Raw genomic sequence first — 19,052 nt, forward strand, 5'->3', positions numbered from 1 at the left:
CCGGGTCTAGGCTGAGCCCATGACCGTCGTCGGCGTCCTCATCACCACCCTCTGGCTCAGCCTGATCATCGGCGCGCGCTACCTGCTGGTCGCGGGCGGGGTGTGGCGGGTCACTTGGGGAACATCAAAAGGCATCGGGACCCGGCTTAACCGCGAGCGGCCGTCGAAGCGATTGATGCTGCACGAGATCAAGTTCTCCCTTCTGTCGACGCCGATCTACGCCTGCCCGGCGGCCGTGGCGCTGGAGGCCTGGAAGGCGGGTGGGACGCAACTCTACCTCGATCCGGCCGCCTATCCCCTTTGGTGGCTCCCGCTGAGCTTTCTTCTGCTGCTCATTGTGCAGGATGCTCACTACTACTGGACCCACCGACTGCTGCACGACCGGCGAATCTTCGCCTGGGCCCACGCCGCCCATCACCGGGCGCGAGACCCTAGCCCTTTCGCCAGCTTCGCCTTCGATCCGGCAGAGGCGGCCCTGACAGCGTGGCTCCTGCCGGTGCTGACGTTCCTGATCCCGCTCAACATCTGGATGCTGGCCGTCATGCTGACGGTGATGACGGCCGCGGCGGTGATGAATCACTGCGGCTGGGAGATGTGGCCCGACCGCTGGGTGCGCGGGCGCGTGGGCTCGCACCTGATCACCGCCACCCACCACAGCCGCCATCACACTCACATGAAGACGAACTATGGGCTCTATTTCCGTTGGTGGGACCGAGCTTGCGGGACCGATGCGATGCCTGAAGTGAGGAAGTAGGGGTTGGGGGCTAGTCCCTCCCAAGCCCTAGTCACCAAGCCCTCACTGAGGCTCCACCACCACCGCGGTTCCATAAGCCAGCACCTCGGTCACGCCCGGCATGATCTCGGTGGCGTCGTAGCGCAGGGCCAGGATGGCGTTGCCGCCAGCGGCGCGCGCGTGTTCGACCAGATGGTCAAAGGCTTCCTGACGGCCCACCTCGGCCAGTTTGACATAGGCGCCGACCCGGCCGCCGAGCATCGACTGGACGCCGCCGATGGCGTCGGAGACGACGTTCCTAGACCGCACCGTGATGCCGCGCACGACGCCGATGTGGCGGACGACCTTGTGACCGAAGATTTCGTTGGTGGTGGAGGTCATCATGGCGGGCGGCTCCTGTTTCAGATGCGCTCGAGGATGCGGAAGGTGAAGGCGTGGTCGTCCTTATCGCCAGCATCATGCCGTTCGTTGGCGACCTCGCGGAAGAGAAATTCGTCGAAGGCCGGGAAGAAGACGTCGCCCTCCGGCTCGGCCTCGACCTCGGTGATGTAGAGCCGTTTGGCGCGGGGCAGGGCGGCCTCGAACAGGGCCGAGCCGCCGATGACGCAGATTTCGTCCACGCCGTCGTCCTCGGCCGTCTCCCGGGCGATATCGAGCGCGTCGGACAGGCTGGAGACGACCACCGCGCCCTTGGCCTTGCCGCTCTCCTCGTAGGAAAGGTCGCGCGACAGGACGAGATTCAGCCGCCCGGGCAGGGGCTTGAGAGGCAGGCTCTCCCACGTCGCGCGTCCCATGATGCAGGGTTTGCCCGTCGTGATCGCCTTGAAGCGCTGAAGGTCCGAGCGCAGGCGCCAGGGCATGTCGCCGTCCATGCCGATCACGCCGTTCCGAGCGCGGGCGACGACGAGCGCGATGTGCGGCATCGCCATCAGCGGCCCTCCAGCCAGTGCAGCCATTTGTCCCGCATGGCCTGTTCGATATCGATACCGGCGCCATCGCAGTAGATCAGAAGCATGCCGAGAACGTCGGCCGCCTCGTCGGCCAGCGCCTTCGGATCCGCCTCGCCACGAGCGCGGCCGCTGACGCGCAGATGCTCGGCCGTCAGCTCACCCAGTTCCTCCTGCAGCTTCAGGATGGCCCAGTCGCCCGACCGGTCGATTCCATGCTCGGCGGCGTAGATGTCGGAGATGCGGAGCACATCCGCCTGCAGCGTCGCAAGGTGCATCAGCGCCGCTCGATCGAGACGCCGTCCGGCGCGGGCAACGCGTTCAGTCGCGCGAGCGCATCGGCATCGCCCGTCGCATAGGCGTCCAGAAAGGCTTCCGTGGCTTCGATCACCAGTGCGAAATCCGAATCGTCGGCATTGTCGACGAACTCGTGGTCCGCGCCCTCGAAGATGATAAGGGTCTTGCCGCCGGCAGGACTGGCGTCGAACGGACGGCGGTGATCGCGCCAGTCCGCGACGAAGCCGGGCACAAGGTCCCGATCCCCAGTAATCAGCATCAGCGGAATATCCAGACCCTCCCACGTCGTCGGGCTCACCAGGCCGGGGATGTCGCCGGCCGAGGAGAGGGCGATGACGCCCTTGAGGTCCGGATCGCCGTGAGCGCCTGCAGCCGTGACGGCGCCGCCCTCGATGAGGGAGATCAGGGACCCGAACGAATGCCCTGCTGCAATGATGGGCTTGCCGGGATGGGTGGCGCGAACAACGCTGCGCGCGACCGCCATGTCCATGATGCGCGTCGCGAAGGCGGCGCGGTTGTCATAGTCGGCGTGCTGCGGGTGCTGGAGGGAGTCGACATGCAGCGGTGCGATCACTGAGTAGCCGTGCCCGACCCAGGCCGACAGGATGCGGTGATAAGCGGCCGGGGTGGAGTTGAAGCCTGGGCTGAAGACGATGACGCCGCGCTCGTCGGGCGCCGTCCAGACGCTCAAATCGATGGTCCGTCCATCCGGGGCGGGGATCATCACATGGCGGGGGTCGGACCCGGCAGCCTCGGTCGACAGCGCCGTCTGGGCCGTCGACAGCGCAGGCGAGGCCGCGAGCAGGATGAGGCCGATGGCGAGGGCGCGGAACAACATTGGGACTATCCGTGAAACGGGCGCCGCTCAGACGGCCACGGCCGCCTTGATGTGCGGGTGCGCCTCGTAGCCCGACAGGACGAAGTCGGTCGGCTCGAAGCCGAACAGGTCGCGTTTCGGCGCGAGCGTCATGGTCGGCAGGGGCAGGGGCTGACGCGTAAGCTGCAGCTCCGCCTGCTCCAGATGATTGGAATACAGGTGGGCGTCGCCGAGGGTATGCACGAAGTCGCCGGGTTCCAGCCCCACGACCTGGGCCACCATCATGGTCAGCAGGGCGTAGGAGGCGATGTTGAAAGGCACGCCGAGGAAGATGTCGGCGGAGCGCTGATACAACTGGCAGCTCAGCTTGCCGCCCCCCTTGCCGTCAGGGGCGACGAAGAACTGGAACAGGCAGTGGCAGGGCGGCAGGGCCATGTCCTCGATGTCGGTCGGATTCCAGGCTGAGACGATGTGGCGGCGGCTGTTCGGATTGGTCTTCAGCCCCTCGATCAGGCGGGCGATCTGGTCGATGCTCTCGCCATTCGGCGCGGCCCACGACCGCCACTGCTTGCCGTAGACTGGCCCCAGCTCGCCGTCGGTGTCGGCCCATTCGTCCCAGATCGAACAGCCGTTGTCCTTGAGCCAGCGGATATTGGTTTCGCCGCGCAGGAACCACAGCAGCTCGACGATGATGGATCGCAGATGCAGCTTCTTGGTGGTCAGAAGGGGAAAGCCCTTCGACAGATCGAACCGCATCTGGCGACCGAACACGCCCAGCGTCCCCGTGCCGGTCCGGTCACCGCGACGCACGCCGTTGTCGAGGATGTCGCGCAGCAGGTTCAGGTACTGGAACTCCGGATGGTCCGCGGGCGCGGCGCTGGTGCGGGCTTCCAGATCGGCGATCATCACATGGGCGTTCATAGAGCCGAGATTGGCCCAGCACCTGATTCGCGGCGAATCGATTTCGCATTGCTTCGGCACTTCGCTGTGGACGACGAATCGGCTGCCACTTTGCCTAACCGCGCCCGATCGCCGCGCCGCGAATCTAGGATGACGTCGTCGATGAACGCTGTTAGCGTAGTTCAACCTAGGGAGGTTGATCATGCTCGCACTCGTTTTCGCCTTGGCTCTGTCTACCGACATTCCCCAGCAAACCCTGCCTGATCCGCGCGGTCAGGCCGTCGACGATGTCGAGATCACCGGCAGCGATCTGCAGGTCTTCTGCGTCCGCTCTCAGCAGATCAACAGCTCGCGCATCCGCCGCCCCAGCGCCTGCCGGACGCAAGGTGAATGGAGGGTCCTGGCCCGGGCTCGGGACGAGGACCGGTTCGCCCTGATGGTCTATCGTGGGACGCTCAGCATGGACAGTTCGCTGTTGGAGGAGGGGGTCACGCGCGCCGAGCTCATCGCCCTCCGGGCCGAAGCACGATCCCAGGGCGCCGCCCGCTAAGGCCCGAAATCAGCCGCCAAAACCGCCGTCGTCGAGGAAGGCCTGTTCCTCCGCGGTGGTCTCGCGCCCCATCGCCCGGTTCCGGTGCGGGAAGCGGCCGAAGCGGACGATGATGTCGCGGTGGACGTGGGCGTATTTGAGCACCTCGGGCATGTCGGCCGAGAGGCGCACCCCTTCGTCCTGATCGGCCAGAGCCTCCGAGTGCTCGAACGGGGTGACGAAGAACTGACGCAGGTCCGCATCGAACGTCTGCGGCCAGCCGCGCGCCCAGGCCTGTCTGGCGTACATTAAACCCAGCCCGTCGGTCGCGAACTGGTGCGCCGTGCCGCGATATGAGTTTCGGGGGTACTGATCCAATAGGACCATCAGGGCCAGCGCCCCCTCCGGCGTCTCAAGCCAGTCGTCGAGCTCCCGCCGCGCGGCGGCCCAGTGCAGGGCTCGGCCGGCGTCGCGGAACTCGCGGTCGAAGGCCTCGTCCTTGGCGTACCACTTCTGCGGACCCGCCTCTTTCCAGAAGGCGACAACGGAGTAAGGGGTTATGAGGACGGTCATGACCCAGACACTACCCAATCCGCTGCCCGTCTTCCACGACCGCCACTGTGACCTGTCGATCATTCGCGGCAAGCGCGTCGCCGTCATCGGCTACGGCAGTCAGGGCCGGACCCACGCCCTGAACCTGCGCGACTCGGGCGTAACCGACATCATCGTGGGTCTGAAGGCCGGGTCGGCGACGCGGGCGAGGGCCGAGGCCGACGGCTTTCCGGTCCTGACCGCCGGGGAGGCGACGGCAGGCGCCGATGTGGTAGCCATGATGGTCTCCGACGAGGCGCACCGAGACCTCTATCGCGACGAGATCGAGCCGCGCATCAAACCCGGCGCCGCCCTGATCTTCGCTCACGGCCTGTCAGTGCGCTTCGGTTTGGTGACGCCGCGCGCCGACCTCGACGTGATTCTCGATTCGCCCAAGGGCATCGGCCCTCGCATCCGCGACCTCTACGAAGCCGGGGAGGGGGTCTTCTGCCTGTTCGGTGTGCAGCAGGACGCCACGGGCGGCGCACATGCGCTGGGCCTGTCTTATGCGGCGGCTCTCGGTTGCGGCCGCAAGGGCATCCTCGAAACCACCTTCGCCGCCGAATGCGAGAGCGACCTGTTCGGCGAGCAGGTGGTCTTGTGCGGCGGCGTCGGCCAGCTGATCGACGCGGCCTTCATGAAGCTGGTCGACGCCGGCTACCCGCCCGAGGTCGCCTGGTTCGAGTGCTTCTACGAGGTCAAGCTGGTCACCGACCTGATGTACGAGCGCGGCATCGCCGGGGCTTTCGCCAAGATTTCCAACACGGCCGAGTACGGCGCCTATCTGACAGGGCCGCGCGTCATCGGGGAGGCTTCGCGGGCGGCGATGGACCGGGTCCTGGACGATGTGCGCGACGGATCGTTCGTGAAGCGGCTGATGACCGACTACGACGCCGGCTCGCCCGAGTTGCTCGCGCGGCGCAAGGCGCTCGGCGAACGCACGATCGAGACCGTTGGCAACCGTCTTGCCGATGTGGCCTCGAAGGCCGGCTGACGGCAACCGTCGCCGCCAACCCGCGTTGTCCCGGCAGGAGGACGCGTGATGGAAATTCTGGCGGGGCTGATCGTGTTGGTGGTTCTGTGCGGGCTGGTGGCGCTGGCCTTCCAGCCGCTGGACGTCCCGCACCGCTTTCGTGACGCGAATGCAGACGGTGAACCGGACTGAAGGGCGCTCGGGACGCGCCGAATAAAATGGTCGGAGTGAGAGGATTCGAACCTCCGACCCCTGCCTCCCGAAGGCAGTGCTCTACCAGACTGAGCCACACTCCGACTTGGAGGCGGGCTTATAGCGATGGGTTTTCAGGGCTGCAAGCGTCCTTCTCGGGCTTTGTGAAATAGTCCGAAAACCGGGTGTTGCATCCCCCGACGCCTTGGCGTATTCGACCGCCTCCCCGGGGCCGAGGCCCCTGGGCGCGCCGGACCTGCTGGGGAATGGTGTAATGGTAACACTCCGGTTTTTGGTACCGTCATTCTAGGTTCGAGTCCTAGTTCCCCAGCCATCCGCCTTCTCCGAGACGACATGGATCACGCCGCCGGGCCGGACCCGACGGCGTTTGTTTTTGCGCCGTGCATAAAGGCTAGTGGGTGACGTCGGGCCGGATCGGCAGATGGACGCGGATGCCGACGCCGTTGCCGGTCGCGGCCTCGACGACCATGGCGCCGCCCAGATGAGCGACGAGACCCTCGACCAGAGCCAGGCCATCGCCCTTGACCAGATCGTCTGACCCGACGCCCGAATCGCGCACAACCAGGCTGACCCCGTCGGAGGCGCGCGAATAGGCGATGGCGATGGAGCCGCGCCGGTCGTCGGGAAACGCGTGTCGCACCGCATTGGACATCAGCTCGTGCACGATGATGGCCAGGGGCACCGCGTGGGTCTCGGGCAGGGCGGCCGACGCGGCCCGCAGGTCGATGCGGACCCCGCGCCCCTCGCAGTTCCGTCGCCAGAACCCGGCGGCGTCGTCCAGGTAGGCGGCGAAGTCGACCGACCCGCTTTCGACGATGCGGCGGTTGATCAACCCCATGGCTGCGACGACGTCGCTGAGCCAGGTCAGATGGCGACGGCTTTCGGGGTCCTGAACGCTCCGCAGACGGATGCCGACCAGCGCCTGAAGCAGCTGGTAACCGCCGAGCAATCGTCGCTCGAGTTCAGCGATCCTGACTTCCGCGTCCGCGGCCATTCGCCCCCCAGGCGCAAAAACTGGTATTTCGATACCCTCCGAGAACCAAATCGCCAAGCGCGCGTTTTCACCGTCCGGTAACCGACACAGTAACCTTACGACTGCCGGGCTGCCGCTGGGGATGGGATTGCAACAGACGTCTGACCTCCGGGTCATGATCGTGGAGGATCAGGCCATCTTGGCGATGGAGCTGGAGCTCGTTCTCGGGGACGCCGGGTGCGACGTCGTCGGCTGCGCCATGGATCGGGCCTCGGCTTTTGAAATCGCGGACCGCGAACGGCCGATGCTGGCTCTCGTCGACGTCAACCTGTTGGACGGTATGACGGGGCCTCAGATCGCCCACCGATTGGTCAGCGAGTACGGGACGGCCGTGATTTTCCTCACCGCCAACCCGGAGCAAATCCCCGACGGCTTCGCCGGGGCGCTGGGCGCGGTCTCCAAGCCGTTCGACGAGCAGACCATCCGCGCCGTGGTCGCCTTCGCCCAGCGGTTCATTCTGCACCGGACCGTCAGCGATCCACCGAGGCGATTCCGCCTGGCCCCGTGGCTGACCACGCCGCCGGCGGACATCGCCCCACACTGAGCGTCAGTCGATCTTCAGGCGAACGAAGACCATGCCGCCGTCCGGATCGCCGCCATACGACGGCTCCAGACCCGCCGGCACGCGATTGATTGCATAGAGGGCGCCCAGCCCCAAGTGGACGCGCGGCGCGATCGTCCAGTCGTGCACGGCCCCGACCGAGGCCTTGGCGACGGTGAAGAGCGCCCCGTGGCCGCCGCCGACGGCGGGCAGCAGTTCGTCCGTCTCGATCCGCTCGACCCGACCGAAGATCGTCCAGCGGTCATCCGGACTGACGGCGGATTCCAGCAGCCAGGCGTCCTTTGATTCCTGGTGCTCGTTCGTCTTGCGGCCCCAGGCCAGGGTCGAGGACCACCAGCCGTCCGGACCCAGGCGGCGCGTATGGATCGCGCTGGCCGACAGCTTGGTCTCGTCCTCGCCGGGCTCCAACTGCTCCGGCGCGGTGACGTCCGCGTACGACGCCTGCAGCGACCATTCCGGCGAGGGATTCCACGACGTCCGCACCGACCAGCTGTCCAGCTCCGGGCTTTCGATGTCGTAGCGATCCTGATCCGGCTCACGCCCACGGAAAGACGACGCCTCGATCTTCATCGTGTCGTGTACCCAGCCCACAGTCGCCACGCCGAAGACGATATGGGTCGAATCCAGCCAGTGGTGGGTGACGGGCGCTTCCGGCGAATCCATCGCGCTCATGCGGTGCATGAAGGCGGGCGGCCCGAAGGCTGGCTCTCCGGGCAGGCCGATGTAGGCGAAGACGCTGTCGCGGTCTGACAGGCGGCGCGAATAGCTGGCCGACAACTCCATGACCAGCTCGTGCGGATGCTGACGGTCGATCAGCGGATTGATTCCGTCTGCCGTCTCTCCGGCCGCGAGCAACAGCGGAAAGCCGTCCTTGCCCATCAGCGGATCGGGGCTGAGCATGGCGCGCAGATTCAGCGTCGAACCGTCGGAAAAGGCACGCCTCGCTGAGCTCATCAGCATGCCGGAAACGAAGGTTTTGTCGTCGCCGCGGGGGCCGGACTGGGTGTCGTAGACCAGGTTGAACTGGGCGTGGCTCATGATCGACCAGTCGCCCTGCTGCACATGAACGCCTCCGTGTTCGGAGACATCCGGCTGCCAGCTGGTGCCCGAGGCGTCGCGGGACATGGGCCAGGGACCGAGGGCGCTGGTCATCTCATGATCCGCGTCGTGATCCATGCCGGGCTTGGTGTGGCCGGAGTGGTCCATGGGCCAGGTCGCCGGAGCCTGCTGCGGCATGGCGTGACCAGCGTGCGGGTCAGTGGGCGACTGGCCCGGGGCGGCGTGGCCCACGTGGCCGGAGCGATCTTGCGCCTGCGTGGCCGAGGCGAGAACGAGAAGGGATGCGCCGGCGCTGAGCGCGGCGAAGTATCGGGCAGCCATGATGGCTCCTTGCAAAGAGGGTCGTCGGGGCCGCGAGCGGCCGGCTCGGTCTTTGTAAGGATCAGCTCTTGGGCGGGCCGGTCTCGGGCGTCAGGCGACGGCCGCTCGGCAGGGCGCGGGCGGCGGGCTGGGGCAGGGCGGCGCGAACGGCGACCCCGCTACGGATCGGCGGGACAATCCCCGGCGCCGCGATACAGGCGACGCAACAGGCCATGCTCTTCATCGGCTTGTCGGGTTGCGGTGAGCTGTCGCCATGCCCCATGGCCGCCATCTCATGACAAGGCGGCGGCGGACTGTCGGCTATGGCCGGCGGGACCGCGCCGAGCAGCAGGACGCCGAGGGCGCCGAGCAACATCAACAGGGTGCGGGCGATGGCCATGGCCCTGATCTAGGACAGACCGCCCGTCAGGTCGAGGCCGGACGCCGTCGGCGGGGCCCCCGCCGGGTCGAGGTCGAGCTGCATCAGGTGGACGTCGATCCAGCGCTCGAATTTCCAGCCGACCTGCTCGTAGGTTCCAACTTGGCGAAAGCCGAGGCGTTCGTGCAGGGCGATGGAGGCCTGACTGGTTTCGCTGTCGCTGATCGCGCCGATGACGTGACGCAGGCCCTGATCGCGCGCGCGCTCGATCAGGGCGGTCAACAGCGCGCGCCCGACGCCTCGACCGCGTGCGCTCTCCTCGACATAGATCGAGCCTTCGACGCCATACCGATAGGCCGGACGCGGGCGGAACGGCGAAGCATAGGCGTATCCGGCGAAGGCGCCCTCGACCTCCGCGACTAGCCACGGCAGACCCTTGGCGCGGACGCCTTCGAATCGCTTCGTCATCTCCGCGGAAGACGGCGGATGCAGCTCGAACGTCGCCGTGCCCTGCAACACCTCGCGGCCATACAGTGCTCTGATGGCGGGAAGATCGGCCGGCGTCGCGTCGCGGATCACGCCGTCTCCCAACCCTTCTCGATCGCCCAGACCGCGAAGGCGTGGTCGTGAGCGACTTCCTTCAGATAGTCGAACCGGCCGGACGCCCCGCCGTGGCCGGCCTCCATGTTGATCTTCAGCAGCACCGGCTTGCCCGAGGTCGTCGCGGGCCGCAGCTTGGCGACCCATTTCTCCGGCTCCCAGTAGGTGACGCGCGGGTCGGACAGGCCGCCCGTGGCCAGGATCGCCGGATAGGCCTTGGCCTCGACGTTGTCGTAAGGGCTGTAGCTGGCGATGTAGTCGTAGGCCTCGACGTCCTCGATCGGATTGCCCCATTCGGGCCACTCCGGCGGCGTCAGCGGCAGGGTGGTGTCGGACATGGTGTTGATCACGTCCACGAACGGCACCTGGCCGATGACCCCGGCCCATAGCTCCGGCCGCATGTTGGTCACCGCCCCCATCAGAAGGCCGCCCGCCGATCCGCCCTGGGCCACGATATGGCCCGCACGCGCATAGCTCTGCGCGATCAGGTGATCGGCGGCGGCGGTAAAGTCGGTGAAGGTGTTCTTCTTCTTGAACTTGCGCCCCTCCAGGAACCAGCCCCAGCCCTTGTCGGACCCGCCCCGGATATGGGCGATGGCATAGATCCAGCCGCGATCGACCAGCGACAGCCGGTTGGTCGAGAAGCTCGCCGCCATCGGGATGCCGTAGGAACCGTAGCCGTACAGCAGCACCGGCGCCGATCCGTCGACCCGCGTGGTTCGGCGACGCAGGACGGTGACCGGCACCAACTGCCCGTCGGTCGCGGGGGCGTTCAGCCGCTCGACGACATAGTCCGCCGGGTCGTGGCCCGACGGCACCTCCTGCACCTTGCGAAGCACCCGCTCGCGCGTCCGCAGGTCGTAGTCGTAGGTCGAGGTCGGCGTGGACGGCGAGTTGTAGCCATAGCGCATCGTCGTCGTCTCGAACTCCGACGCACCGCCCAGCGACAGGGCGTAGGCTGGCTCGTCGACAGCGATCTCGTGCTCGTCGCCCTCGCGGCTGCGGATCACGATCTTCGTATTGGCGTCGGCGCGCTCCTGGCGGGCGATGAAGTTCTTCACCAGCGCCATGCCCTCGATGAACCGACCCGGCGTGTGCGGCACGAGGTCTGTCCAGCCGGCGCGGGCCGGCCGTTCGGTCGAGACCTGGACAATCTTGAAGTCGATGGCGTCGTCGGCGTTGGTGCGGATCACCCAGCGGTCCGACCAGTGGTCGGCGTCGTAGCGCACCGCCACCTCGCGCTCCGCCAGGACCTGGGGCGCGCTCGTCGGTCGCTCGCCCGGAATATAGCGCGCCTCGGACGTCTCCTGGTTCTGAATGCCGATGACGATGAAGGCGTCATCCGAGGTGCGCTCCACCCCCATGAACATGCCGTCGTCGGCCTCCTCATAGACCAGGGTGATCTCGCCGCCGCGCGCCGGGCGACGGAAGATCTTGTCCGGCCGCCCGTTGTCGTCCCGATTGGTCCAGAAGATCCACTGACTGTCCGGCGAGAAGGTGAAGTTGCCCGTCGCCGACTGGATCACGTCCGGCAGCACCTCGCCGGTCGCCAGGTCCTTGACGTAGATGCGGTGCACCTCCGACCCCTGAGCGTCCTCGGCATAGGCGAACAGGCTGTGGTCGGGGCTGTGCTCGACCGCCGAGACCTCCGAGTAGGCCTTGCCCTGGGCCAGGACGTTGCAGTCCAGCAGCAGCTGAGGCGTCGGGGCGACGATGAAGTTCTTGGTCACCATCCGGCCGTCCTGGAACCAGGTCCCCTGACGCTCGACGCGCATGTAGCGGGGGTGCTGGTCGCCGGTGCGGTATTCGGTGAAATACTCCCACGGACCATCGGGGGAGGGGACGGACGAATCGTCTTCCTTGATGCGCCCCTTCATCTCCTCGAACATCAGGGCCTGCAGCGGCCGGGTCGAGGCCAGCATGGCCTCGCGATAGGCGTTCTCCGCCTCCAGGTGTTCCTTGACATCGGCCTTGATCAGGGTCGGATCCCGCAGCACCGCCTGCCAGTTGTCGTCCTTCATCCACTGATAGTCGTCGGTCCGGGTCCGCCCCAGTTGTTCGATGACGACGGGGATTCGTTTAGCGACGGGCGGCGTAGGGGACATCGGGGCTCCGGGGGAACGGGCGAGGGCGGGGGAGGCGGCCGCGACCAGCGCCGAGGCGGCGGTCGTGGCGACGAATTCGCGGCGGTTCATTGTGTCGCTCCCCTGTAAGTCACCGGCGCAGCTTGTGCGACCGGCATCGGCCCCGTCAAATGGGCGCGACCGTCACGAAAGCCAACCGATGATCGAAGTCCCGCCTGCACAGGAGGCCGCACCCCCGCCGGTCGTCGCCCATGTCTGGGATCTGACGGTCGGGCTGATCGAGGCGACGGTGCAGCTGGATCAGCCGTCGGGGCCGAATACGCGGACCGTCGGTACGGGCTTTCTGATCCAGGCGCCGAAGCCCGACGGCACGCCGCGCGTCGTCCTAGTCACCGCCGCCCATGTTCTTGAACGTATGCCGGACGCCGAGGCGCGGATCGGCTGGCGCACGTCTCTGGGCGACGGGACGTGGCGTTTCGATCCGGAGCCGCTGGTCATCCGCGACGCCGAGGGCGAACCCCTGTGGGCCCAGCATCCGGAGCGCGACGTGGCGGTCATGGAGGTCCATGCGCCCGAGGCTTTTGCGCGAGCGGCCATTCCCCTGGGTTGGCTGGCGGACGAGAATTCGTTCGGCGCCTATGAGGTCGGGCCGGGCGATGAACTGTTGTCGCTGGGCTTCCCGCGCGGGCTGTCGGCCAACCGGGCGGGGTTTCCGATCCTGAGGGTGGGGCGGATCGCCTCCTATCCGCTGTCGCCGGTCGCGGCGTTTCCGACGTTCCTGCTCGATTTCACGGTCTTTCCCGGCAACTCCGGCGGACCTGTGTTCTGGACGCCGAGCGCGCGCAAACGCCCCGGCACGACGGAGCCGGAGACGGCCTTCATCGCCGGCCTGCTGAGCCAGGAGGTGCGGGTCAACGACGAACAGCTGGAGATCGGCGTGGTCACCCACGCGGTGTTCATCCGCGAGGCGATCCGGCGACTCGACACCCCGCTCCCGTAGGCGGAAGGGCGCCTTACGCCGCCCCCAACGCTTCCCTCGAAATCCGCGACAGCAAATCCCCGCCTTGGCCCACGGCCGCCAGCCGGCTCGAGGCGTGGCCCAGGATGTTCGCCGCATAGACCTCGTACAGATCCATCTTGCCCCGTAGCCAGGCCGGGTCGCCGTCGCCCGCGTCGAGCCGCTTCTTCGCCGCCAGCGCGCCCTTGGCCATCATCCAGCCGCCGACCACGTCGCCCAGCAGCCTGAGATAGGCGTCCGCCGCAGCCAGCACGTCCGCGCCCCGCGCCGCATCCGCCTTGGCGTCCAGCAGCCATAGGGTGGCGTCCTCGACCGCGTCGATGGCGTTGGCGAACCGCTCCACCGGCTTGCCCGAATAGAGGCCGCCCAAGTCCTTCAACGTGACCTTCATCTCGGCGATCACGGCCTTGGCCGAAGCCCCGCCGTCCTGCGACAGCTTGCGGCCCACCAGGTCCATCGCCTGGATCCCGTTGGTGCCCTCGTAGATCGGAGTGATGCGGGCGTCGCGATAGTATTGCGCCGCGCCCGTCTCCTCGATGAAACCCATGCCGCCGTGGATCTGCACTCCGTCGGAGGCCACGTCGCAGCCGACATCGGTGCCCCAGGCCTTGGCGATCGGCACGAACAGGTCTTCGCGACCCTTCCACGCCTTCCGCTCTTCCTCGGAGGCCGCGTGCTGGGCCAGGTCGGCGGCGACGCCGGTGGCGAAACAGATGGCGCGGGCAGCCTCGATCTTGGCTTTCATCACCGCCAGCGTTCGGCGGATATCGGGGTGATCGATGATCGGGGCGTTGGCCTCCCCGGTCCAGATCGAGCGGCCCTGACGCCGCTCCAGCGCATAGGCCAAGGCGTGTTGATACGCCCCTTCGGCCACGCCCACGCCCTGCACCCCGACCGCGAGGCGGGCGTTGTTCATCATGACGAACATGTGGGCCAGCCCCTGGTTCGGCTGACCCACCAGCTCCGCCCGCGCGCCCTCATAGCTCATGACGCAGGTCGGGGAGGCGTGGATGCCCAGCTTGTGCTCCAGCCCCACGGGCCGGAAGTCGTTGCGCCCGCCCAGCGACCCGTCGGCCTTCACCTCGAACTTCGACGCCAGGAAAAGGCTGATCCCCTTCGGCCCCGCCGGCGCGTCTGGCAGGCGAGCCAGCACCAGATGGACGATGTTGTCCGTCGCGTCGTGGTCGCCCCAGGTGATGAAGATCTTCTGGCCGTTCAGCGCATAGGTCCCGTCGCCGTTCGGCGTCGCCGTCGCCGTCAGCGCCCCGAGGTCCGATCCCGCGCCCGGCTCGGTCAGGACCATGGCCCCAGTCCATTCGCCAGACACCAGCTTGGGCAGGTAGGTCGCCTTCTGGTGCTCGGTCCCGACCTGCTCCAGCGCCTCGATCGCCGCCAGAGACAGCATCGGGCAGAGGGCGAACGCCATGTTGGCCGACTGGATCGTCTCATAAGCGGCCAGTTCCAGCGCCTTGGGCAGGGCCTGCCCGCCGGCCTCGGCCGAGGCGGTCAGACCCGTCCAGCCGCCCTCGGCGAACTGACGATAGGCGTCGGCGAACCCGGGCGCGGCCGTGACCGACCCGTTGGCGTAGGTGGCCCCGGCCAGATCACCCGGGCGGTTCAGCGGGGCCAGCACCTCTTGCGAGAACTGGTCTGCGGCCTCGAGCACTGCGTTCATCAGGTCGGCGTCATAGTCGGGATAGGCGCCGGTCGCGGCGACATCCTCGATGCCGGCGACGGCGGTCAGGCTGAAGGCGAGATCGCGGACGGGGGCGCGATAAGGCATGGCAAGGTCTCCGGCGGACTAGAGTTGTCTTCTTACACAAGTCACTCTGTGTGTCAGACCTTCTTGCGACGATGCCGTCGCGTCAGGCAAGGGATCGCTTGGCGTAACGCGCGCGCGGCGCCAAGCTGTACCGAACGCCGTCCCGAGGAGTCGCATGGCCGAGCCGAGAAACCGCTACTCGATCGTGTCGCTGGCCTTCCATTGGGGGCTGGCCCTGATGGTGCTGGCGCAGGTCCTGCTGATCACGGCGCACGAGGCCACCGACGGCCCGATCTCGCGGGAGTTCGTACAGGTGCACAAGGCGCTGGGCCTGTCGGTTCTGGTGCTGACCCTGGCGCGTATCGGCTGGCGGATGGCGAACCCGGCCCTGCCCATGCCGCCCGGTACCCCGGACTGGCAGAAGTTTGCGGCCAAGGCGACCCACGTCCTGTTCTACGTCCTTCTGATCGGCATTCCGCTGTTGGGCTGGGCGGCCTCAAGCGCCGGGGGACGCGACATCCTCTGGTTCGGACTCTTTGACTGGCCGCTGCTGCCGATCCAGCGCAGCCGCGATCTGGCCGGAACCTTAATGGATCTGCACGAGGCCGGGGTGAAGGCGCTCTACGTTCTGCTGGCCCTGCACGTGCTGGCGGCGCTCAAGCATCATTTCGTGGACCGCGACAATGTCCTGCACCGGATGGTCCCGCTGATCCCCCGGCGGCCCTGAGATGCGAATGGCCCTGATCGCGATGCTGATCGGGGCCGCCGCCTGCATGGCCACAGGCCCTGGCCGGGCCGACGTCGAACGCTGGCTCGTCGTTCCGGGCTCATCGTCGATCACGATGAGGGTCGGCACGCCGGTCGGGCAGAGGACGGGGCGGTTCACTCGCTGGACCGGAGACATCCGGTTCGACCCCGACGCGCCCCGGACCGCGCATGTGGCGATCGAGGTCGAGGCGAACTCCCTGAGGATGGATGATGCGCGGCTGACCGCAACCGCCGTCGGCGCGGGCTTTCTGGACAGCGGTCGCTATCCGCGCGTGGCCTTTCGCCTGACGGGCCTCGAACCGGCGGGCGGCTCCAGGTTCACCGCGCGTGCCGACATCACCATGAAGGGCGTCACCCAGGCCGTCGTCTTCCCCGCGACCTTGCGCAACGACGGTCGGACGGCGCAGATGACCGGTGGCTTCTCGCTGGATCGGGCGGCCTTCGGCATTGGAACACGCGGACCGTGGAACGGACTGATCGGACGGCAGGTGAGGGTGGACGTGTCCCTGGCGACGCGCCCGGCGGCGTAGGCGAGGCCGTCGCCGCCCTGCGCGCCGGCGATCTGCTCATCCTGCCGACCGAGACCGTCTATGGCCTGGCCGCCGACGCCGGCAACGCCCAGGCGGTTGCGAAGATCTTCGAGGCCAAGGGCCGGCCAAAGTTCAACCCATTGATTTCCCATGTCGCCGACGCCGTTGCGGCCGAGCGGATCGCCGTCTTCGACAGCGCGGCGCGAAAGTTGGCGGAGGCCTTCTGGCCGGGTCCTTTGACGATCGTCGCGCCCTGCCGCGATACGGTCGCCGTCAGCGATCTGGCCCGCGCCGGGCTGGACAGCATGGCCGTCCGCGTGCCCGGCCATGCCAGGGCTCGCGCGGTTCTGGACGCCTTCGGCGGCCCCGTGGTGGCGCCCTCCGCCAACCGCTCAGGCCGCCCGAGCCCGACCACCTTCGCCGACGCCATCGAGGAGACCGGCGCCTCCGCTTCGGCCGCGCTCGATGGCGGGCCCTGCGCCGTCGGGGTCGAGAGCACCGTCGTCTCCGTGCTGGACGGCCGGGTCTCGTTGCTGCGCCCCGGCTCGGTGACGCGAGAAGAGATCGAAGCCCTGATCGGCCGTCTGGACGGCTCGGGCGAGGGCCACCGCTCACCCGGCCGCCTGACCCGCCACTATGCCCCTTCCGCCCCCGTGCGGCTTGGGGCAAACGGAGCCGGGGAGGGCGAAATCTTCCTCGGCTTCGGCCCCGGGTTGGGCGAGGAACGATGGAGCCTGAGCCTCACCGGCGACCTCCGCGAAGCCGCCGCCAATCTGTTCCGTCTCCTGCGCGAAGCCGACCGCGAAACGCCCTCCGGCATCGCCATCGCGTCCATCCCCGCGACCGGTCTGGGCGAGGCCATCAACGACCGCCTGAAACGCGCCGCAGGCTTCGTAGGCTGATCGGTTCCTGCGGAGTGCACACAGGTTTTCACGACAGCTCGCTGATATCGCTCAGTTGGACTCTCTGGACTCGGACTCGCCAGAGTCCAAAGTGCTAACGCCGGTCGATCAGCCGAAGCGTGCCTGCAGATCGACGCTCGACCTGATTCCGACCTCACCCGCACAGGTCACCAGCCACTCGTCTGCAGCGGCCCGACCCCGCGTTTTAAGGTCGTTCAGGAAGGTCCACTCCGTATTGAATTTCGAGCCCAGCGAAAGGTCGCCCAGCCAGCCGTCCGCCTCGATCGCGTGCATCAGGATGTGGCGATACCGCTCCCGCGCGGTGTCGGTCAGCCGGCCTTCCTCGATCAGCTCCTGCACGAAGGCTACGGCCCTCAACTCGGCCACCAGCGGCGCGTTGAAGACGACCTCGTTCAGCCGATCCATGATGTCGCCCGCCGATCTCGGCGTATCCGACCGCTCGAAGGCGTTCAGAGTGATCAGCAGCACGTCGTCCGGCGTGTCCTGATAGAACAGGGGCCACAGCGGCGGATTGGCCAGGTAGCCGCCGTCCCAATACGGCTCCCCCTCGATCTCCACCGCCTGGAACAGATGGGGCAGACAGGCCGAGGCTAGCAGCACCTGATCCGTGATCTCGGCCGAGGAGAAGACCCGGCTCTTGGCGTGCCGCACCGCCGTGGCCGCCACGAACAGCTTTACTTCGGACGCCCGAACGGCCTCGAAATCGATCGCCGCCTGCAGCACCCGCTTCAACGGATTATGGTTGAAGGGGTTGAACTCATACGGCGACATCGACATCGCCAGGGTCTCGGACGCCCGCCACAGCGGCGAATCCTTAAGCCAGTTGGGCTGCATGGCGTTGGACCAGACCGAGGTGTCGCCGAAGACGTTCTTGCCGCCTGACTGGTTTGTCTCTCGCCACAGCCTGTCGAGCGCCTGACGCGCTCCCTCGGGCCCGCCGTGGGCGAGGCCGGACACCAGTGCGGCGCCGTTCATCGCCCCCGCGGACGAAGCGGTAACGGCCCGGATATCAAGGACGTCGGCCTCCAGAAGCCGGTCCAGCACGCCCCACTGGAAGGCCCCGTGCGCACCGCCGCCCTGCAAGGCGAGGGAGATCGGTCGTCGACCGCTCGCGGGCGGTTCAGGCGCGGCGGACGTCGGGGAGACCTTGCGTTGGAAAAGCGCCATCGTCCCCCGGCAATCGTCCTATTGGGCGGTCCAGCCGCCGTCGATGGAGAAGCTGGCCCCGTTGGCCGACGCCCCCAGATCCGACACCAGATAGAGGAAAATGCCGGCCAGCTCATCGGTCGTGACGAACCGCTTCGTCGGCTGGGAGCCCAGGATCACGTCCTTCAGCACCGCCTCCCTCGACATCCCGCGCGTCCGAGCCTGATCCGCGATCTGCTTCTCGACGATTGGGGTCTCCACAAAGCCGGGGCAGATGGCGTTGCAGGTGATGTTGTCCTGCGCCAGCTCCAGCGCCACCGTCTTGGTGAAGCCGATCACCCCATGTTTGGCGGCGACATAGGCCGACTTGAACGGCGAGGCGACCAGACCGTGGGCCGAGGCGACGTTGACGATCCGTCCGCGCCCCTGCGCCTTCATGATCGGGATCGCGGCCCGCGTGGCGTAGAAGGTCGAGGAGAGGTTGATCGCGATGATCTTCTCCCACTGGTCGGCCGGGAATTTCTCGACCGACTCCACATGCTGGATGCCGGCGTTGTTGACCAGGATGTCGAGCCGCCCAAGCTGATGCTTGGCGTAGGCGACCATGTCGCCAACCTCGTCACCCTTGAGCATGTTGGCCGCGTGATAGCGGACCCGAACGCCGCAGCTGGCCTCCAGCTCGGCCCGAGTTCGCTCGATTTCGGAAGGATCGCCGAGACCGTTCAGGACGACCTCGCCGCCTCGCGAGGCGACAGCGCGGGCCAACGCAAGGCCGATCCCCGACGTCGAGCCGGAGATGACGGCCACCTGGCCCTTGAGGTCGTTGGGATCGCGGTACACGGGGCGCTCGGTTTCCGAGCCGTCTTTCTTGCCGGGCCACTGGAACAT

At 67.4% G+C, this 19,052-nt stretch carries 23 protein-coding genes and 2 tRNA genes; 10 read left to right on the forward strand and 15 right to left on the reverse strand.

Annotated elements, in window-relative coordinates; all coding sequences use genetic code 11:
- Positions 1-19: 19 nt before the first annotated feature.
- Positions 20-754, forward strand: a complete 735-nt coding sequence (locus O5O43_RS06200; protein WP_271086037.1) for a sterol desaturase family protein — start codon at positions 20-22, stop codon at positions 752-754.
- A gap of 42 nt (positions 755-796) precedes the next feature.
- On the opposite strand, the gene O5O43_RS06205 is transcribed toward O5O43_RS06200, so the two are convergent.
- From O5O43_RS06205 to O5O43_RS06225, 5 genes are read right to left on the reverse strand one after another with little or no spacing between them, the layout of a single operon-like run.
- Positions 797-1,117 carry a YbjQ family protein gene (locus O5O43_RS06205; protein WP_271086038.1) on the reverse strand — a complete coding sequence of 107 codons (321 nt, stop codon included), beginning with the start codon at positions 1,115-1,117 and terminating at the stop codon, positions 797-799.
- A gap of 17 nt (positions 1,118-1,134) precedes the next feature.
- The gene (locus O5O43_RS06210; RefSeq protein WP_271086039.1) at positions 1,135-1,662 is read right to left on the reverse strand and encodes a dihydrofolate reductase; all 528 of its coding nucleotides are present in this window, start codon (positions 1,660-1,662) and stop codon (positions 1,135-1,137) included.
- Positions 1,662-1,958, reverse strand: a complete 297-nt coding sequence (locus O5O43_RS06215) for a phosphoribosyl-ATP pyrophosphohydrolase (protein WP_271086040.1) — start codon at positions 1,956-1,958, stop codon at positions 1,662-1,664. Before O5O43_RS06215 ends, O5O43_RS06210 begins: the two co-directional genes overlap by 1 nt.
- Positions 1,958-2,815, reverse strand: a complete 858-nt coding sequence (locus O5O43_RS06220; protein WP_271086041.1) for an alpha/beta hydrolase — start codon at positions 2,813-2,815, stop codon at positions 1,958-1,960. Before O5O43_RS06220 ends, O5O43_RS06215 begins: the two co-directional genes overlap by 1 nt.
- A 27-nt stretch (positions 2,816-2,842) precedes the next feature.
- Entirely contained in the window at positions 2,843-3,703 is an 861-nt protein-coding gene (locus O5O43_RS06225) for a thymidylate synthase (protein WP_271086042.1), read from the reverse strand.
- Between the two features lie 193 nt (positions 3,704-3,896).
- Between O5O43_RS06225 and O5O43_RS06230 the strand changes: the two genes are divergently transcribed.
- A complete protein-coding gene (locus O5O43_RS06230; protein WP_271086043.1) occupies positions 3,897-4,244 on the forward strand; it encodes a hypothetical protein in 348 nt (115 codons plus the stop codon).
- 9 nt (positions 4,245-4,253) lie between these two features.
- On the opposite strand, the gene O5O43_RS06235 is transcribed toward O5O43_RS06230, so the two are convergent.
- A complete protein-coding gene (locus O5O43_RS06235; RefSeq protein ID WP_271086044.1) occupies positions 4,254-4,796 on the reverse strand; it encodes a DUF924 family protein in 543 nt (180 codons plus the stop codon).
- Between O5O43_RS06235 and ilvC the strand changes: the two genes are divergently transcribed.
- Both ilvC and O5O43_RS06245 read left to right on the forward strand, forming a co-directional pair.
- Positions 4,795-5,808, forward strand: a complete 1,014-nt coding sequence (gene ilvC / locus O5O43_RS06240; RefSeq protein ID WP_271086045.1) for a ketol-acid reductoisomerase — start codon at positions 4,795-4,797, stop codon at positions 5,806-5,808. The genes O5O43_RS06235 and ilvC overlap by 2 nt on opposite strands.
- A 48-nt stretch (positions 5,809-5,856) precedes the next feature.
- Positions 5,857-5,979: a hypothetical protein gene (locus tag O5O43_RS06245; RefSeq protein WP_271086046.1), complete on the forward strand. Its 123-nt coding sequence runs from the start codon at positions 5,857-5,859 to the stop codon at positions 5,977-5,979.
- 27 nt (positions 5,980-6,006) lie between these two features.
- Here the strand turns inward: O5O43_RS06245 and O5O43_RS06250 are convergent.
- A tRNA-Pro gene (locus O5O43_RS06250) sits at positions 6,007-6,083 on the reverse strand.
- A gap of 156 nt (positions 6,084-6,239) precedes the next feature.
- Between O5O43_RS06250 and O5O43_RS06255 the strand changes: the two genes are divergently transcribed.
- A tRNA-Gln gene (locus O5O43_RS06255) sits at positions 6,240-6,313 on the forward strand.
- A gap of 78 nt (positions 6,314-6,391) precedes the next feature.
- Here O5O43_RS06255 and O5O43_RS06260 read toward each other — a convergent pair.
- Complete coding sequence (locus O5O43_RS06260; RefSeq protein ID WP_271086047.1) at positions 6,392-6,994, reverse strand: sensor histidine kinase; 603 nt, start codon at positions 6,992-6,994, stop codon at positions 6,392-6,394.
- A gap of 127 nt (positions 6,995-7,121) precedes the next feature.
- Between O5O43_RS06260 and O5O43_RS06265 the strand changes: the two genes are divergently transcribed.
- The gene (locus O5O43_RS06265) at positions 7,122-7,577 is read left to right on the forward strand and encodes a response regulator (RefSeq protein ID WP_271086048.1); all 456 of its coding nucleotides are present in this window, start codon (positions 7,122-7,124) and stop codon (positions 7,575-7,577) included.
- Positions 7,578-7,580: 3 nt separating this feature from the next.
- On the opposite strand, the gene O5O43_RS06270 is transcribed toward O5O43_RS06265, so the two are convergent.
- The 4 genes from O5O43_RS06270 to O5O43_RS06285 form a co-directional block, all read right to left on the reverse strand.
- Positions 7,581-8,975: a hypothetical protein gene (locus O5O43_RS06270; protein ID WP_271086049.1), complete on the reverse strand. Its 1,395-nt coding sequence runs from the start codon at positions 8,973-8,975 to the stop codon at positions 7,581-7,583.
- Positions 8,976-9,036: 61 nt separating this feature from the next.
- Entirely contained in the window at positions 9,037-9,354 is a 318-nt protein-coding gene (locus tag O5O43_RS06275; RefSeq protein WP_271086050.1) for a hypothetical protein, read from the reverse strand.
- Between the two features lie 9 nt (positions 9,355-9,363).
- Positions 9,364-9,912, reverse strand: coding sequence for a GNAT family N-acetyltransferase (locus O5O43_RS06280; protein ID WP_271086051.1), 549 nt, complete (start codon positions 9,910-9,912; stop codon positions 9,364-9,366).
- Entirely contained in the window at positions 9,909-12,128 is a 2,220-nt protein-coding gene (locus O5O43_RS06285) for a S9 family peptidase (RefSeq protein WP_271086052.1), read from the reverse strand. Before O5O43_RS06285 ends, O5O43_RS06280 begins: the two co-directional genes overlap by 4 nt.
- A gap of 88 nt (positions 12,129-12,216) precedes the next feature.
- Between O5O43_RS06285 and O5O43_RS06290 the strand changes: the two genes are divergently transcribed.
- Positions 12,217-13,017: a serine protease gene (locus tag O5O43_RS06290; RefSeq protein ID WP_271086053.1), complete on the forward strand. Its 801-nt coding sequence runs from the start codon at positions 12,217-12,219 to the stop codon at positions 13,015-13,017.
- Positions 13,018-13,030: 13 nt separating this feature from the next.
- Here O5O43_RS06290 and O5O43_RS06295 read toward each other — a convergent pair whose 3' ends face one another.
- Positions 13,031-14,818, reverse strand: a complete 1,788-nt coding sequence (locus tag O5O43_RS06295; protein WP_271086054.1) for an acyl-CoA dehydrogenase — start codon at positions 14,816-14,818, stop codon at positions 13,031-13,033.
- Between the two features lie 154 nt (positions 14,819-14,972).
- Here O5O43_RS06295 and O5O43_RS06300 point away from each other — a divergent pair, with 154 nt between their 5' ends.
- Genes O5O43_RS06300 through O5O43_RS06310 form a run of 3 tightly spaced genes read left to right on the forward strand, consistent with a single transcriptional unit; the run spans position 14,973 to position 16,997 of the window.
- Complete coding sequence (locus O5O43_RS06300) at positions 14,973-15,524, forward strand: cytochrome b (protein WP_271086055.1); 552 nt, start codon at positions 14,973-14,975, stop codon at positions 15,522-15,524.
- 7 nt (positions 15,525-15,531) lie between these two features.
- Positions 15,532-16,095 carry a YceI family protein gene (locus O5O43_RS06305; protein ID WP_271086056.1) on the forward strand — a complete coding sequence of 188 codons (564 nt, stop codon included), beginning with the start codon at positions 15,532-15,534 and terminating at the stop codon, positions 16,093-16,095.
- Positions 16,096-16,112: 17 nt separating this feature from the next.
- Positions 16,113-16,997 carry an L-threonylcarbamoyladenylate synthase gene (locus tag O5O43_RS06310; protein ID WP_271086397.1) on the forward strand — a complete coding sequence of 295 codons (885 nt, stop codon included), beginning with the start codon at positions 16,113-16,115 and terminating at the stop codon, positions 16,995-16,997.
- A gap of 108 nt (positions 16,998-17,105) precedes the next feature.
- Here O5O43_RS06310 and O5O43_RS06315 read toward each other — a convergent pair whose 3' ends face one another.
- Together O5O43_RS06315 and O5O43_RS06320 are read right to left on the reverse strand one after the other, a co-directional pair.
- On the reverse strand, positions 17,106-18,185 hold the full coding sequence (locus O5O43_RS06315; RefSeq protein WP_271086057.1) for a patatin-like phospholipase family protein: 1,080 nt from the start codon (positions 18,183-18,185) through the stop codon (positions 17,106-17,108).
- Positions 18,186-18,203: 18 nt separating this feature from the next.
- Positions 18,204-19,052, reverse strand: a complete 849-nt coding sequence (locus tag O5O43_RS06320; protein WP_271086398.1) for a 3-hydroxybutyrate dehydrogenase — start codon at positions 19,050-19,052, stop codon at positions 18,204-18,206.

Source organism: Brevundimonas sp. NIBR11 (assembly GCF_027912535.1).
Lineage (GTDB): Bacteria > Pseudomonadota > Alphaproteobacteria > Caulobacterales > Caulobacteraceae > Brevundimonas.

Coding starts and splice junctions, on each gene's coding strand:
- O5O43_RS06285 (WP_271086052.1), bottom strand. CDS start 12,128: ATGAACCGCCGCGAATTCGTCGCCACGACCGCCGCCTCGGCGCTGGTC.
- O5O43_RS06200 (WP_271086037.1), top strand. CDS start 20: ATGACCGTCGTCGGCGTCCTCATCACCACCCTCTGGCTCAGCCTGATC.
- ilvC (WP_271086045.1), top strand. CDS start 4,795: ATGACCCAGACACTACCCAATCCGCTGCCCGTCTTCCACGACCGCCAC.
- O5O43_RS06260 (WP_271086047.1), bottom strand. CDS start 6,994: ATGGCCGCGGACGCGGAAGTCAGGATCGCTGAACTCGAGCGACGATTG.
- O5O43_RS06315 (WP_271086057.1), bottom strand. CDS start 18,185: ATGGCGCTTTTCCAACGCAAGGTCTCCCCGACGTCCGCCGCGCCTGAA.
- O5O43_RS06245 (WP_271086046.1), top strand. CDS start 5,857: ATGGAAATTCTGGCGGGGCTGATCGTGTTGGTGGTTCTGTGCGGGCTG.
- O5O43_RS06300 (WP_271086055.1), top strand. CDS start 14,973: ATGGCCGAGCCGAGAAACCGCTACTCGATCGTGTCGCTGGCCTTCCAT.
- O5O43_RS06235 (WP_271086044.1), bottom strand. CDS start 4,796: ATGACCGTCCTCATAACCCCTTACTCCGTTGTCGCCTTCTGGAAAGAG.
- O5O43_RS06215 (WP_271086040.1), bottom strand. CDS start 1,958: ATGCACCTTGCGACGCTGCAGGCGGATGTGCTCCGCATCTCCGACATC.
- O5O43_RS06210 (WP_271086039.1), bottom strand. CDS start 1,662: ATGGCGATGCCGCACATCGCGCTCGTCGTCGCCCGCGCTCGGAACGGC.
- O5O43_RS06295 (WP_271086054.1), bottom strand. CDS start 14,818: ATGCCTTATCGCGCCCCCGTCCGCGATCTCGCCTTCAGCCTGACCGCC.
- O5O43_RS06270 (WP_271086049.1), bottom strand. CDS start 8,975: ATGGCTGCCCGATACTTCGCCGCGCTCAGCGCCGGCGCATCCCTTCTC.
- O5O43_RS06220 (WP_271086041.1), bottom strand. CDS start 2,815: ATGTTGTTCCGCGCCCTCGCCATCGGCCTCATCCTGCTCGCGGCCTCG.
- O5O43_RS06230 (WP_271086043.1), top strand. CDS start 3,897: ATGCTCGCACTCGTTTTCGCCTTGGCTCTGTCTACCGACATTCCCCAG.
- O5O43_RS06305 (WP_271086056.1), top strand. CDS start 15,532: ATGGCCCTGATCGCGATGCTGATCGGGGCCGCCGCCTGCATGGCCACA.
- O5O43_RS06290 (WP_271086053.1), top strand. CDS start 12,217: ATGATCGAAGTCCCGCCTGCACAGGAGGCCGCACCCCCGCCGGTCGTC.
- O5O43_RS06275 (WP_271086050.1), bottom strand. CDS start 9,354: ATGGCCATCGCCCGCACCCTGTTGATGTTGCTCGGCGCCCTCGGCGTC.
- O5O43_RS06205 (WP_271086038.1), bottom strand. CDS start 1,117: ATGATGACCTCCACCACCAACGAAATCTTCGGTCACAAGGTCGTCCGC.
- O5O43_RS06320 (WP_271086398.1), bottom strand. CDS start 19,052: ATGTTCCAGTGGCCCGGCAAGAAAGACGGCTCGGAAACCGAGCGCCCC.